Origin of the sequence: Streptomyces sp. NPDC001717, from assembly GCF_042892775.1 — a bacterium.
Taxonomy (GTDB): Bacteria; Actinomycetota; Actinomycetes; order Streptomycetales; family Streptomycetaceae; genus Streptomyces.
On the sequence record NZ_JBIAUK010000043.1, the window covers coordinates 13,932 to 26,883 of the forward strand.

The window sequence follows — 12,952 nt, forward strand, 5'->3', positions numbered from 1 at the left end:
CGTGTCCCGCGGGTGCGGCGCCGCCGGGGCCCGACCCCGTCCAGCGGGTGCGGCGGCCGCTGCCGGGTGCTCCGCCCCCGGACCCCCGCGCCTCAAACGCCGGCGGGGCTGGATGTGCCCCGGCCAAAATCAGCCCCGCCGGCGTTTGAGGCGCCGCCGGAGGCAAAGCAGCCGCTCCGGCGATCGAGGAGTGGGGTCCGGGGCGGAGGCCCGGCGTCAGACCAGGCGGCGGACGGAGTACGCCACGCCCGTCGGGCGGGGCGATTCGCCCAGGTACTCGTGCCCCCGCATCCCGCACCACGCCGGGATGTCCAGCCGCGCCACCTCGTCGTCGGAGACGACCGTCACCGTGCCGCCGACAGGGACGGAGGTGATGGCCCGGGCCAGCTCGATCACCGGCTGCGGGCAGCGCAGGCCCAGCGCGTCGAGCTCCACCGAGTCCGCCACGGGCGCCACGGCGGCGGGTTCGCGCACCCCCAGCCGCTCCCGCACGCCCGCCACCGCGCCCGGCAGCACCTCCAGGAACGCGTTGACCTCCTCCGCCCGCGTGCCCGGCGGCAGTGAGACCCGTACGTTCCCCTCCGACAGCACCCCCATCGCCCGCAGCACATGACTCGGCGTCAGCGTGGAGCTGGTGCAGGACGACCCCGAATTGACCGAGAAGCCCGCCCGGTCCAGCTCGTGCAGCAGCGTCTCGCCGTCCACGTACAGGCAGGAGAAGGTGACCAGGTGGGGAAGACGGACGTCGGGGTGGCCCACCACCTCCACGTCCGGCACCAGTCGGACCACCCGCCGCCGGATGCGGTCCACCAGGATTCGCAGCCGGGCCGCCTCCGCCTCCGCTTCGGCCCGGACCGCCCGCAGCGAGGCCGCCGCCGCCACGATCGCGGGGAGGTTCACGAAACCGGGGGAGCGGCCCGACTCCCTTTCGTCGGCGGGGCCTTGGGGCGAGAAGCGGACCCCCTTGCGGACCGCCAGCAGCCCCACCCCCGGCGGCCCGCCCCATTTGTGCGCGCTGGCGGCCAGCACCGACCAGGCGCCCTCGACCGGACCCCAGCCCAGCGACTGCGCCGCGTCCACGAGCAGCGGCACCCCGGCCTCGCGGCAGACCTCCGCCACCTCTGCCACCGGCTGGACCGTGCCCACCTCGTGGTTGGCCGACTGCAGGCAGGCCAGCGCGGTCGAAGCGCCCAGCGCCTCGGCGTACCCGGCGGCAGCCACCGCGCCGAACCGGTCCACCGGGACCTGCGTCACCGACCCGCCGCGCCCCGCGTGCGCCTCGGCGGCGTGGAGTACAGAACTGTGTTCGACCGCGGACACGACCAGATGGTCCCCGACGCGCCGGCGCCCCGCGAGGACTCCCGAGACCCCCGCGTGAACCGCGTGCGTCCCCGAAGGAGTGAACACGAGCTCGTCCGCCCGGCAGCCCACCGCCTCCGCGGCGGCCTCCCGCGCCGCGTCCAGCAGCAGCCGCGCCCTCCTTCCCTCCCGGTAGAGCCGGGCCGGATCGGCCCAGCCCTCGTCCAGGGAGGCCTGCAGGGCCTGGCGGGCCACGGGATGCAGGGGGGCGGCGGACGCGGCGTCGAAGTACGGCATACCGGCACGCTAGCCGCAGCCCGACCGCGACCGAGGTCAGGGGCCGTCAGATGGCTTCCGGAGCCCGCCATTCAGGGGTTCCGGATCCGTCCCCCGGACGGCGGATCCATCCCTTCGGGGGCCCTGGCGGCGCGTTGGGCACCCTCCCCGCGCGACCTCAAATAGCGTCCAGTAGGGTTTGGTCCGCATAAACATCCAAACCCCTGCCTGCGTCAGGGCCGGCGACCGACCCGAACACGGCCGCGGCCGGCCGCGCGGGCCGAGACTCTCGGGAAGGCGCTACGTGAGTCCCTACGGCTCCGACCGCTCGCCGCGGCGCCCGATGCGGCGGAAGCTGCTGCAGGCGCTGACTGCGGGCGTGGTCCTGGCGACCGCCACTGGTTGCTCGTATAACTGGAAAGACTTCCCCCGCCTCGGACTGCCCTCACCGGTAACCGAGGAGGGTCCGCGCATCCTCTCCCTGTGGCAGGGATCCTGGGCGGCCGCACTCATCACGGGCATCCTCGTCTGGGGCCTGATCCTGTGGTCCGTCATCTTCCACCGGCGCAGCCGGACGAAGGTGGAGGTCCCCCCGCAGACCCGGTACAACATGCCCATCGAGGCGCTGTACACGGTGGTCCCGCTCATCATCGTCTCGGTGTTCTTCTACTTCACCGCGCGTGACGAGTCGAAGCTGCTGGAGCTCACCAAGCCGCAGCACACGATCAACGTGGTCGGCTACCAGTGGAGCTGGGGCTTCAACTACGTCGAGAACGTCGACGGAGACGCGGCCACCCCGAAGAAGGGCGAGGTTCCCAAGGAGCTCGCCTCCATCCCGGACCGCTTCACCAAGGACTTCCCGGCGGGCGCCGAAGGCGTCTACGTCAAGGGTGTCCCCAGCGACAAGAACCCGGAGACGGGCAACCCCGGGCCGACCCTGGTCCTCCCCAAGGGTGAGAAGGTCCGCTTCATCCTGTCGTCCAATGACGTCATCCACTCCTTCTGGGTGGTTCCCTTCCTGTTCAAGCAGGACGTCATCCCGGGCCACACCAATGTCTTCGAGGTCGTTCCGTCCGAAGAAGGCACCTTCATGGGCAAGTGTGCCGAGCTCTGCGGCGTCGACCACTCCCGCATGCTCTTCAACGTCAAGGTGGTCTCCCCCGCGGAGTACCAGAAGTACCTGAAGGGCCTCGCGGAGAAGGGTCAGACCGGCTTCCTGCCGGCCGGCATCAAGCAGACCGACCCGGCCCGGAATGCGGAGACGAACAAACTGTGAGCATCCTCAACGAATCCCAGGGTGCCGCCGCAGCTGACTCGTACGAGAACGAGCTGCCGGTACGGCGCAAGCAGCCGGGCAACGTGGTCGTCAAGTGGCTCACCACCACCGACCACAAGACCATCGGCACGATGTACCTGCTCACGTCGTTCGTGTTCTTCATCATCGGCGGCATCATGGCGCTCTTCATGCGCGCCGAGCTTGCCCGTCCGGGTACGCAGATCATGTCGAACGAGCAGTTCAACCAGGCGTTCACGATGCACGGCACGATCATGCTGCTGATGTTCGCGACGCCGCTGTTCGCAGGTTTCGCGAACTGGATCATGCCGCTGCAGATCGGCGCGCCCGACGTGGCGTTCCCGCGGCTGAACATGTTCGCGTACTGGCTGTACCTCTTCGGCTCGATCATCGCGGTGGCCGGCTTCGTCACCCCGCAGGGTGCGGCCGACTTCGGTTGGTTCGCCTACTCGCCGCTGACCGACGCCGTCCGCTCGCCGGGCATCGGCAGCGACATGTGGATCATGGGTCTGGCCTTCTCCGGCTTCGGCACGATCCTCGGTTCGGTCAACTTCATCACCACGATCATCTGCATGCGCGCTCCGGGCATGACGATGTTCCGCATGCCGATCTTCGTCTGGAACGTGCTGCTGACCGGTGTCCTGGTCCTGCTCGCCTTCCCGGTCCTGGCCGCCGCGCTCTTCGCGCTGGAGGCGGACCGCAAGTTCGGTGCGCACGTCTTCGACGCGGCCAATGGCGGCGCATTGCTCTGGCAGCACCTCTTCTGGTTCTTCGGGCACCCAGAGGTGTACATCATCGCGCTGCCGTTCTTCGGCATCATTTCCGAGGTCATCCCGGTCTTCTCCCGCAAGCCGATGTTCGGTTACATCGGTCTGATCGCGGCGACGATCGCGATCGCCGGCCTCTCGGTGACCGTGTGGGCCCACCACATGTACGTCACCGGCGGTGTGCTGCTGCCGTTCTTCTCCTTCATGACCTTCCTGATCGCGGTCCCGACCGGTGTGAAGTTCTTCAACTGGATCGGCACCATGTGGAAGGGCTCGCTGTCCTTCGAGACCCCGATGCTCTGGGCCGTCGGCTTCCTGGTCACCTTCACCTTCGGTGGCCTGACCGGCGTCATCCTGGCCTCGCCCCCGCTGGACTTCCACGTCTCCGACTCGTACTTCGTCGTCGCGCACTTCCACTACGTCATCTTCGGCACCGTGGTCTTCGCGATGTTCTCCGGCTTCCACTTCTGGTGGCCGAAGTTCACGGGCAAGATGCTGGACGAGCGCCTCGGCAAGATCACCTTCTGGACCCTGTTCGTGGGCTTCCACGGCACGTTCCTGGTGCAGCACTGGCTCGGTGCCGAGGGCATGCCGCGTCGCTACGCGGACTACCTCGCCGCCGACGGCTTCACCCTGCTGAACACGATCTCCACGATCAGCTCCTTCCTGCTCGGCCTGTCGATGCTTCCGTTCATGTACAACGTCTGGAAGACCGCCAAGTACGGCAAGAAGATCGAGGTCGACGACCCGTGGGGCTACGGCCGTTCGCTCGAGTGGGCGACCTCCTGCCCGCCGCCGCGGCACAACTTCCTCACCCTGCCGCGCATCCGCAGTGAATCGCCGGCGTTCGACCTGCACCACCCGGAGATCGCGGCCCTCGACCACCTCGAGGACCACGCCGGAACCAAGGCGGCCGTCACCGGCGGCAGCAAGGAGGCCGGCAAGTGAAGATCCAGGGCAAGATGTTCCTCTGGCTCTCCCTGTTCGTCCTGATCATGGCCGTCGTGTACGGCGTGTGGTCGAAGGAGCCCGTCGGCACCACCGCGCTGTTCCTGACCTTCGGCCTGACGGCCATGATCGGCTACTACCTGGCCTTCACGGCCAAGCGCGTGGACGAGATGGCCCAGGACAACCTGGAGGCCGACGTCGCGGACGAGGCCGGCGAGCTGGGGTTCTTCTCCCCGCACAGCTGGATGCCGCTCTTCCTGGGCATCGGCGGCGCGTTCGCCTTCATGGGCGTCATCTTCGGCTGGTGGCTCATGTACTTCTCGGCCCCGATCCTCGTGATCGGCCTGTGGGGCTGGGTGTACGAGTACTACCGCGGTGAGAACGCGAACCAGTAGCAACACCCGCGCGGCAGCGCCGCGAGGCACCTGGGGCCCGGACACCTCCGATGGAGGAGTCCGGGCCCCTCGTTTGCAGTCACCCCGCGCGCCGTAATTGTCATATCTTCATAGCGTTGAGCCCATGAACCACTCACCGCGTCTTTGGACGGTACTCAGCTGCTCCGTGCTGGTCGCGTCCCTCGGGGCCGGCGCAACCGCCTGTGGGTCGGGCGACGACAACCCGCTGTCCGCGCGCCCGTACGACGCGGGCGATCAGGTCGCCTTCAACCAGACCGTCGGCAGCCGCCCCGTGGACCCCGACAAGCCCCTCGAAGTCACCACGAAGGGGGGAGAGGCCCGCATCACCGACGTCATGGTCGTGGACACCCACGGCCGGCGCCTGGCGGGCGAGTTGTCCGCGAAGGGTGACCGCTGGCACAACACCGTCCCGATGGCCGCGGGCGTCCGCTACACCGTCACCGTGAGCACGGAGAACGGCAGGGGCGCCCAGGGGCGGCGTACGGCCGCTTTCGACACCACGCCCGCCAAGGGCGTCCTCAAGGTCGAATTCGGCCCGGACGCGGGCAAATACGGCGTCGGGCAGCCCATCACGGCCGAACTCAGCGAACCCGTCAAGGAGAAGGCCGCCCGCGCCGTCGTCGAACGGGGACTCGTCGTCGACACGCCCACGGGCGTCGAAGGGGCCTGGCACTGGGTCGACGACAAGAAGCTGCACTACCGCCCCAAGGAGTACTGGCCCGCCAACACCACTGTCTCCGTACGGAGCAACCTGGAGGGCGTCAGGATCTCCGACCACCTCTACGGGGCCGGCGCCAAGCCGCTGAAGCTGGAGATCGGCGACCGCGTCGAGGTCACCACGGACGCCGCCTCGCACTACCTCACGTTCAAGCGCAACGGAGAAGTGATCAACACCATTCCGGTGACCACCGGAAAGCCGGGCTTCTCCACCCGCAACGGCATCAAGGTGGTGCTCGGGAAGCAGTACTACGTCCAGATGCGCGGCGACACCGTCGGCATCGGGGGCAGCGAGTACTACAACCTCCCCGTCTACTACGCCACCCGGGTGACGTGGAGCGGTGAATACGTGCACGCCGCGCCGTGGTCCGTCGGCTCCCAGGGCTACGAGAACGTCAGCCACGGCTGCACCGGCATGAGCACCGGCAACGCCGCCTGGTTCTACGAGAACATCACCGAGGGCGACATCGTCCAGGTGATCAACAGCATCGGCGAGGACATGGACGTCTTCGGCAACGGCTACGGCGACTGGAACATGGACTGGAAGGACTGGCGCCAGGGCAGCTACCTGCTCAAGGGCACCCAGGAAGGCCGCAACCCCATGGACCAGGCCCGCCTGCGCCCGACCGTCTGAGACCCGGGGGCCGCAGGGGCCCCGGCGCCTCCCCGGCCCCGGCCACCTCTGCCGCCCCGCCGTCCCCCTGACCGCTCCGAACCCCTCCGGGGCCCTCCCAGGGCCCCGGAGACGCCCTGTCGGAGCGTCAGGCGTCCAGGGACAGCCGGGAGCGCAGCAGGCCCGCCAGGACCTCGGGGAACTCCACCGGGTCCACGGGCAGGGTCACGGCCGCGTCCGCACGGCTCCACGTGGCCAACCAGGCGTCCTGCGGGCGCCCCATCAGCAGCAGCACCGGGGGACACCGGAAGATCTCGTCCTTGATCTGCCGGCACACACCCATGCCCCCGGCCGGGACCGCCTCGCCGTCCAGCACGCACACGTCGACGCCGCCCGCGTCCAGCTCCGTCAGGACCGCCGGAAGCGTCGCGCACTCCACGAACTCCACCGGCGGCAGGTCCGCGGCCGGTCGACGCCCCGCAGCCAGCCGCACCTGCTCCCGGGTGCCCGCGTCGTCGCTGTAGACCAGAACCCGCGCAGTCGCCCGCATTTCGTTCCTCCACGTTCCCGTGAATCACGTTGATGTTGCGCGGGATGCTACTCCTCCCGATGCGTTGTCAACATCGGTTCGGACATGTCGCACGTGAGCCCGCACAGGGGTCATCCGATGGGCCGTTCGGGCCTTGCACACGCCCCTGACACTCCGAACGGCACCCCCCGGGGTGAGGGCGGGATAAGCGACCGACATAATGTCGGTCGTGGCGACAGCAACGACAGTAGATACCGGGCACGCGCACCCGACGGTCAACCGGCCGAACCTCGTCAGCGTCGGAACCATCATCTGGTTGAGTTCCGAGCTGATGTTCTTCGCGGCCCTCTTTGCGATGTACTTCACCCTGCGATCCGTGACAGGACCCGAGTACTGGACAGAACAGGCTGGGTTCCTGAATCTGCCCTTCTCGGCGACGAACACGACGATCCTGGTGCTCTCCTCCCTCACCTGCCAGCTCGGCGTGTTCGCGGCCGAGCGCGGTGATGTGAAGAAGCTCCGGACGTGGTTCATCATCACGTTCGTCATGGGTGCGATCTTCATTGGCGGCCAGGTGTTCGAGTACACCGAGCTGGTCAAGCACGAGGGCCTGAGCCTCTCGTCCGGACCGTACGGCTCGGTGTTCTACCTGACCACCGGCTTCCACGGTCTGCACGTGACGGGCGGTCTCATCGCCTTCCTGCTGGTCCTCGGCCGGACGTACGCGGCCAAGAGGTTCACCCACGAACAGGCCACGTCGGCCATCGTCGTGTCCTACTACTGGCACTTCGTCGATGTCGTCTGGATCGGCCTCTTCGCGACGATCTACCTGATCAAGTAGCGAACCCGTCGCCGGACCCGCGTCCGGCACACCATCCAGAAACACCGACGCAGAAGATCCTGACACCGGGGTAATCCGTGAAAAAGCTCTCCGCACGACGACGCCATCCGCTGGCGGCGGTCGTCGTTCTACTCCTCGCGCTGGCGGCCACTGGGGGGCTGTACGCCGCCTTCGCCCCCGCGGGCAAGGCGCAGGCCGATGAAACCGCCCAGTCCCTCGCGATCGAGGAGGGCCAGAAGCTCTACGCCGTGGGTTGCGCAAGCTGCCACGGAACCGGCGGTCAGGGTTCCTCTGACGGCCCGAGCCTGGTCGGCGTCGGCTCCGCGGCCGTCGACTTCCAGGTGAGCACGGGCCGTATGCCCGCCCAGCAGCCCGGCGCCCAGGTGCCGAAGAAGCCGGCCATCTACACCCAGGCCCAGATCGACCAGCTCGCCGCGTACATCGCGTCCCTCGGCGCCGGCCCGGTCGTGCCGACCGAGAAGCAGTACAGCCCGGCGGGTGCCGACATCGCCAAGGGTGGTGAGCTGTTCCGCAACAACTGCGCGCAGTGCCACAACTTCACCGGCGAGGGCGGCGCGCTGACGAACGGCAAGTACGCCCCGAACCTCGAGGGCGTCGAGCCGAAGCACATCTACGAGGCCATGCTCACCGGCCCGCAGAACATGCCCTCCTTCCCGGACAGCACGATGCCGGAGAAGCAGAAGAAGGACATCATCGCGTACCTCCAGAACGTGAACGGCGAGAAGTCGGTCAGCCCTGGCGGCCTGAAGCTCGGTGGCCTCGGCCCCGTCTCCGAGGGTCTCTTCGGCTGGATCTTCGCTCTGGGTGCGCTGATCGCTGTCGCCGTCTGGGTCGCGGCCCACACCGCTAAGGCCAAGAAGTCATGAGTAGCCAAGACATTCCCGAAGAGAAGCACCTGCCGAGCGAGCAGGGCGACGCCCACCACGGTGGCGTAGCGGTCGCGGACGACCCGTTCGCGGACCCGGGCCTCCCGGTCCACAAGCCGCGCATCCAGGACATCGACGAGCGGGCGGCGAAGCGCTCCGAGCGCACCGTCGCGATGCTGTTCACGCTGTCGATGCTGGCCACGGTCGCCTTCATCACGGCGTACGTCGTGATCCCGGTCGACAAGATCGTGTTCATCTTCCCCGTCGGGAAGGTGAGCGCGCTCAACTTCGCCCTGGGTCTGACCCTGGGCACGGCCCTCTTCTGCATCGGTGCGGGCGCGGTCCACTGGGCCCGCACCCTGATGTCCGACGTCGAGGTCGCCGACGACCGGCACGAGATCGCCGCTCCGCCGGAGGTCAAGGCCAAGGTCCTGCAGGACTTCGCCGACGGCGCGAACGAGTCGGGCATCGCCCGCCGTCCGCTGATCCGCAACACCCTGCTCGGCTCGCTGGCCCTGCTGCCGCTCTCCGCCGTCATGCTCCTGCGCGACACGGGCCCGCTGCCCGAGCAGAGCCTGCGCAAGACCGTGTGGGCCAAGGGCAAGCTGCTCATCAACCAGAACACGATGGAGCCGCTGCGTCCCGAGGACGTCCTCACCGGTTCGCTGACCTTCGCCATGCCGGAAGGCCTGGAGGAGGAGCAGCACGACTTCCAGGTCCAGATCGCCAAGGCCGCCCTGATGATCGTCCGCATCAAGCCGGAGGACATCAAGGACAAGCGGGAACTGGCGTGGTCCCACGAGGGCATCGTGGCCTACTCCAAGATCTGCACCCACGTCGGCTGTCCGATCAGCCTGTACGAGCAGCAGACGCACCACGTGCTCTGCCCGTGCCACCAGTCCACCTTCGACCTCTCCGACGGCGCCCGTGTCATCTTCGGCCCGGCCGGTCACGCGCTTCCGCAGCTGCGGATCGGTGTGAATGACGAAGGCTTCCTCGAAGCGCTCGGCGACTTCGAAGAGCCCGTCGGTCCTGCATTCTGGGAGCGCGGATGAGCACTGCGACCACTGACACGAAGGCGCGCAAAGCGCCTGCCGGCGAGCGCGTAGCGGACTGGGCGGACGGCCGCCTGGGCATCTACAGCCTGGCCAAGGCGAACATGCGCAAGATCTTCCCGGACCACTGGTCCTTCATGCTGGGTGAGATCTGCCTCTACACCTTCATCATCATCATCCTCACGGGTGTGTACCTGACGCTGTTCTTCCACCCGAGCATGAACGAGGTCGTGTACCACGGCTCGTACGTGCCGATGCAGGGCGTCCTGATGTCCGAGGCCTTCGCCTCGACCCTCGACATCAGCTTCGACGTCCGCGGTGGTCTCCTGATCCGTCAGATCCACCACTGGGCGGCGCTGATCTTCGTCGCGGCGATGGTCGTGCACATGATGCGCGTCTTCTTCACCGGCGCGTTCCGCAAGCCGCGTGAGGTCAACTGGATCTTCGGCTTCCTGCTGCTGTTCCTCGGCATGTTCACCGGTTTCACCGGTTACTCGCTGCCGGACGACCTGCTGTCGGGTACCGGTGTCCGCTTCATGGAGGGCGCGATCCTGTCCGTGCCGGTCATCGGCACGTACCTGTCGTTCTTCCTCTTCGGCGGAGAGTTCCCGGGCGGCGACTTCGTCGCGCGGTTCTACTCGATCCACATCCTGCTGCTGCCCGGCATCATGATGGGCCTGCTGGTGGCCCACCTGATCCTGGTCTTCTACCACAAGCACACCCAGTTCGCGGGCCCCGGCAAGACGAACAACAACGTCGTCGGCATGCCGCTGCTGCCGGTGTACATGGCCAAGGCCGGAGGCTTCTTCTTCCTGGTCTTCGGTGTCGTCGCGGCCGTCGCGGCCATCGCCTCGATCAACCCGATCTGGGCGCTCGGCCCGTACCGCCCGGACCACGTGTCCACCGGTGCGCAGCCCGACTGGTACATGGGTATGCCGGAAGGCCTGATCCGAGCCATGCCCGGCTGGGAGATCAACCTGTGGGGCCACACGCTCGTCCTGGGCGTGTTCATCCCGCTGCTGCTCTTCCCGCTGGTGCTCGGTTCGATCGCCGTCTGGCCGTTCATCGAGGCCTGGGTCACCGGGGACAAGCGCGAGCACCACATCCTGGACCGCCCGCGCAACGTCCCGACCCGCACGGCGTTCGGTGTCGCCTGGATCGCGGAGTACATCGTGCTCCTCATCGGCGGCGGCAACGACATGTTCGCGCAGTACTTCCACCTGTCGATCAACTCGATCACGTGGTTCGTCCGGATCGGCTTCTTCGTCGTCCCGGTCGTCGCCTTCATCGTCACCAAGCGGATCTGCCTCGGCCTCCAGCGCCGGGACCACGACAAGGTGCTGCACGGTCGCGAGACCGGCATCATCAAGCGTCTGCCGCACGGTGAGTTCGTCGAGGTCCACGAGCCGCTGCCGCAGGGCAAGCTGCACACGCTCACCTCGCACGAGCAGTACAAGCCGATCGAGATCGGCCCGACGGTCGACGAGAACGGTGTCGAGCGCAAGGTGAAGGCCGGCGAGAAGCTGCGCGCGAAGCTCAGCAAGGGCTTCTACGCCGAGGGCAACCAGATCATGAAGCCCACGGTGGAGGAGTACAAGGAGATCCAGTCCGGCCACGGCCACCACTGATCCCCGCTTGACCGCATGAGGGACTGATTTCGGTCAGTCCTGGTGTCGCCACGGCGAGAGCCCCGTCCAGTGTCTGGACGGGGCTCTTTGCCGTCCCCGGGGCTGGATAGGCTGAAGCCCTTCCCATTCGACGTGGATCTCTGACGAGCAGCAGGAGCGGACCATGAACGTTGTGACCCCGGCGGGCGGCGACAGCGTGGCGGCCCGCGGCTGGCCGGGCGTCCTCGACGCCCTGCTGACCGGCCGTGACCTGAGTGCCGACGACACCGCCTGGGCCATGGACCGGATCATGCGGGGAGAGGCCACCGACGCCCAGATCGCCGGCTTCGCGGTCGCGCTGCGGGCCAAGGGCGAGACGGTCGACGAGATCAACGGTCTCGTACGGGCCATGTACGCGCACGCCAACCTCATCGAGGTGCCGGGCCGCACGGTGGACATCGTCGGCACCGGTGGCGACGGCGCCAAGACGGTGAACATCTCCACGATGTCCGCGCTCGTGGTGGCCGGAACCGGCGCGAAGGTCGTCAAGCACGGCAACCGGGCCGCGTCCTCCGCGAGCGGTTCCTCGGACGTGCTGGAGAAGCTCGGCGTCAACCTCAACCTCACCCCGGAGCGGGTCGTGGAGGTCGCGGAGGAAGCCGGCATCACCTTCTGCTTCGCGGTCAAGTTCCACCCGGCCCTGCGGCACGTGGCGGCCGCCCGCAAGGAACTGGGCATCCGCACCACCTTCAACTTCCTGGGCCCGCTGACCAATCCGGCCCGCGTACGGGCCCAGGCCACCGGTGTCGCCGACCCCCGGGTGGCCCCGATCGTGGCGGGCGTGCTCGCCGAGCGGGGCTCGTCCGCGCTGGTCTTCCGCGGTGACGACGGCCTCGACGAACTGACCACCACGGCCACGTCGCACGTCTGGTGGGTCCGGGACGGCAAGGTCGCCGAGCAGTCCTTCGACCCGCGGGACGTCGGCATCGACCTCGTCGACGTCTCGGCGCTGGCCGGCGCGGACCCCTCGTACAACGCGGACGTCGCCCGCCGACTGCTGGCCGGCGAGACCGGCCCGGTCCGCGACGCGGTGCTGCTGAACTCGGCGGCGGCGCTGGTCGCCCTCGACCCGGGCACCGGCACGCTGGAGGAGGAGATCGCGGCCGGCATCACCCGTGCGGCCGAGTCGATCGACTCGGGTTCCGCGCGGGCCGCCCTGGAGCGGTGGGTGACGGCCACCAACCGGTAGGCCCGCCGCAGCCGGGCTGCGCGAGAACGGCGAGAAAGCGACGACCCCGGTCCAGCATGTGGACCGGGGTCTTGCGTTCGGTCGATCTTGTGGCAGGATGCGGATCAGGTCACGAGTGACAGCGTTTAGGCCCCGGCTTGCTGTCCGGCAACCCTCCTTCCGTGGCGGGGTGCCCCGGGTGATGACCAGGTCGTAGGCAGCAAGGCCTACGGCAAGCGCGGATCCCTCGAAACCAGGGGTCCTGGTCTATCGAGGAGCGTTTTCCGTGAGCAAGCGAATGCGATAGGGCGACTCCGCCCCTTCTTCAACCCTCGGATCAGGGTCGTTTCCGCACACCCGCGTACGTCCCCACTTCTCCTCCGAGGTCTCTCCCGTACCCCGGACGGCCGCAGCGCCGCCGTACCCGCGTACGGGCACACCGAAGCCATTCCGCCCTGCCTGCCGGGAGATACCG

General features: G+C 68.1%; 11 protein-coding genes and 1 riboswitch. Of the genes, 9 read left to right on the top strand and 2 right to left on the bottom strand.

The features are described from left to right. Nucleotides 1-216 precede the first annotated feature (216 nt). Nucleotides 217-1,596 (bottom strand): cysteine desulfurase/sulfurtransferase TusA family protein, encoded by a 1,380-nt coding sequence (locus ACFYZL_RS37350; protein WP_384750511.1) that lies wholly within the window; start codon nucleotides 1,594-1,596, stop codon nucleotides 217-219. Between the two features lie 283 nt (nucleotides 1,597-1,879). On the opposite strand from ACFYZL_RS37350, the gene coxB reads away from it, so the two are divergent. The 4 genes from coxB (at nucleotide 1,880) to ACFYZL_RS37370 (ending at nucleotide 6,351) form a co-directional block, all read left to right on the top strand. After that, nucleotides 1,880-2,851, top strand: coding sequence for a cytochrome c oxidase subunit II (coxB, locus tag ACFYZL_RS37355; protein ID WP_384587474.1), 972 nt, complete (start codon nucleotides 1,880-1,882; stop codon nucleotides 2,849-2,851). Continuing rightward, nucleotides 2,848-4,584 (top strand): cytochrome c oxidase subunit I, encoded by a 1,737-nt coding sequence (gene ctaD / locus ACFYZL_RS37360; protein ID WP_384587471.1) that lies wholly within the window; start codon nucleotides 2,848-2,850, stop codon nucleotides 4,582-4,584. Before coxB ends, ctaD begins: the two co-directional genes overlap by 4 nt. Then, on the top strand, nucleotides 4,581-4,979 hold the full coding sequence (locus ACFYZL_RS37365; protein WP_384587467.1) for a cytochrome c oxidase subunit 4: 399 nt from the start codon (nucleotides 4,581-4,583) through the stop codon (nucleotides 4,977-4,979). Before ctaD ends, ACFYZL_RS37365 begins: the two co-directional genes overlap by 4 nt. A gap of 124 nt (nucleotides 4,980-5,103) precedes the next feature. Next, nucleotides 5,104-6,351 carry an Ig-like domain-containing protein gene (locus ACFYZL_RS37370; RefSeq protein ID WP_384750506.1) on the top strand — a complete coding sequence of 416 codons (1,248 nt, stop codon included), beginning with the start codon at nucleotides 5,104-5,106 and terminating at the stop codon, nucleotides 6,349-6,351. 127 nt (nucleotides 6,352-6,478) lie between these two features. On the opposite strand, the gene ACFYZL_RS37375 is transcribed toward ACFYZL_RS37370, so the two are convergent. Continuing rightward, nucleotides 6,479-6,880: a hypothetical protein gene (locus ACFYZL_RS37375; RefSeq protein ID WP_384587461.1), complete on the bottom strand. Its 402-nt coding sequence runs from the start codon at nucleotides 6,878-6,880 to the stop codon at nucleotides 6,479-6,481. 199 nt (nucleotides 6,881-7,079) lie between these two features. Between ACFYZL_RS37375 and ACFYZL_RS37380 the strand changes: the two genes are divergently transcribed. From ACFYZL_RS37380 to trpD, 5 genes are all read left to right on the top strand, one after another. Continuing rightward, nucleotides 7,080-7,700 (top strand): heme-copper oxidase subunit III, encoded by a 621-nt coding sequence (locus tag ACFYZL_RS37380; RefSeq protein ID WP_376658781.1) that lies wholly within the window; start codon nucleotides 7,080-7,082, stop codon nucleotides 7,698-7,700. A gap of 77 nt (nucleotides 7,701-7,777) precedes the next feature. Beyond that, on the top strand, nucleotides 7,778-8,587 hold the full coding sequence (locus ACFYZL_RS37385) for a c-type cytochrome (RefSeq protein ID WP_384750502.1): 810 nt from the start codon (nucleotides 7,778-7,780) through the stop codon (nucleotides 8,585-8,587). Then, nucleotides 8,584-9,642 (top strand): Rieske 2Fe-2S domain-containing protein, encoded by a 1,059-nt coding sequence (locus ACFYZL_RS37390; protein ID WP_384750499.1) that lies wholly within the window; start codon nucleotides 8,584-8,586, stop codon nucleotides 9,640-9,642. The genes ACFYZL_RS37385 and ACFYZL_RS37390 overlap by 4 nt, the downstream gene beginning before the upstream one ends. Continuing rightward, nucleotides 9,639-11,270 carry a cytochrome bc complex cytochrome b subunit gene (locus ACFYZL_RS37395; RefSeq protein WP_384750496.1) on the top strand — a complete coding sequence of 544 codons (1,632 nt, stop codon included), beginning with the start codon at nucleotides 9,639-9,641 and terminating at the stop codon, nucleotides 11,268-11,270. Before ACFYZL_RS37390 ends, ACFYZL_RS37395 begins: the two co-directional genes overlap by 4 nt. A gap of 163 nt (nucleotides 11,271-11,433) precedes the next feature. Beyond that, the gene (gene trpD, locus ACFYZL_RS37400) at nucleotides 11,434-12,498 is read left to right on the top strand and encodes an anthranilate phosphoribosyltransferase (protein ID WP_384750493.1); all 1,065 of its coding nucleotides are present in this window, start codon (nucleotides 11,434-11,436) and stop codon (nucleotides 12,496-12,498) included. A gap of 107 nt (nucleotides 12,499-12,605) precedes the next feature. Then, nucleotides 12,606-12,722, top strand: a riboswitch (SAM riboswitch). The last annotated feature ends 230 nt before the right edge of the window (nucleotides 12,723-12,952 follow it).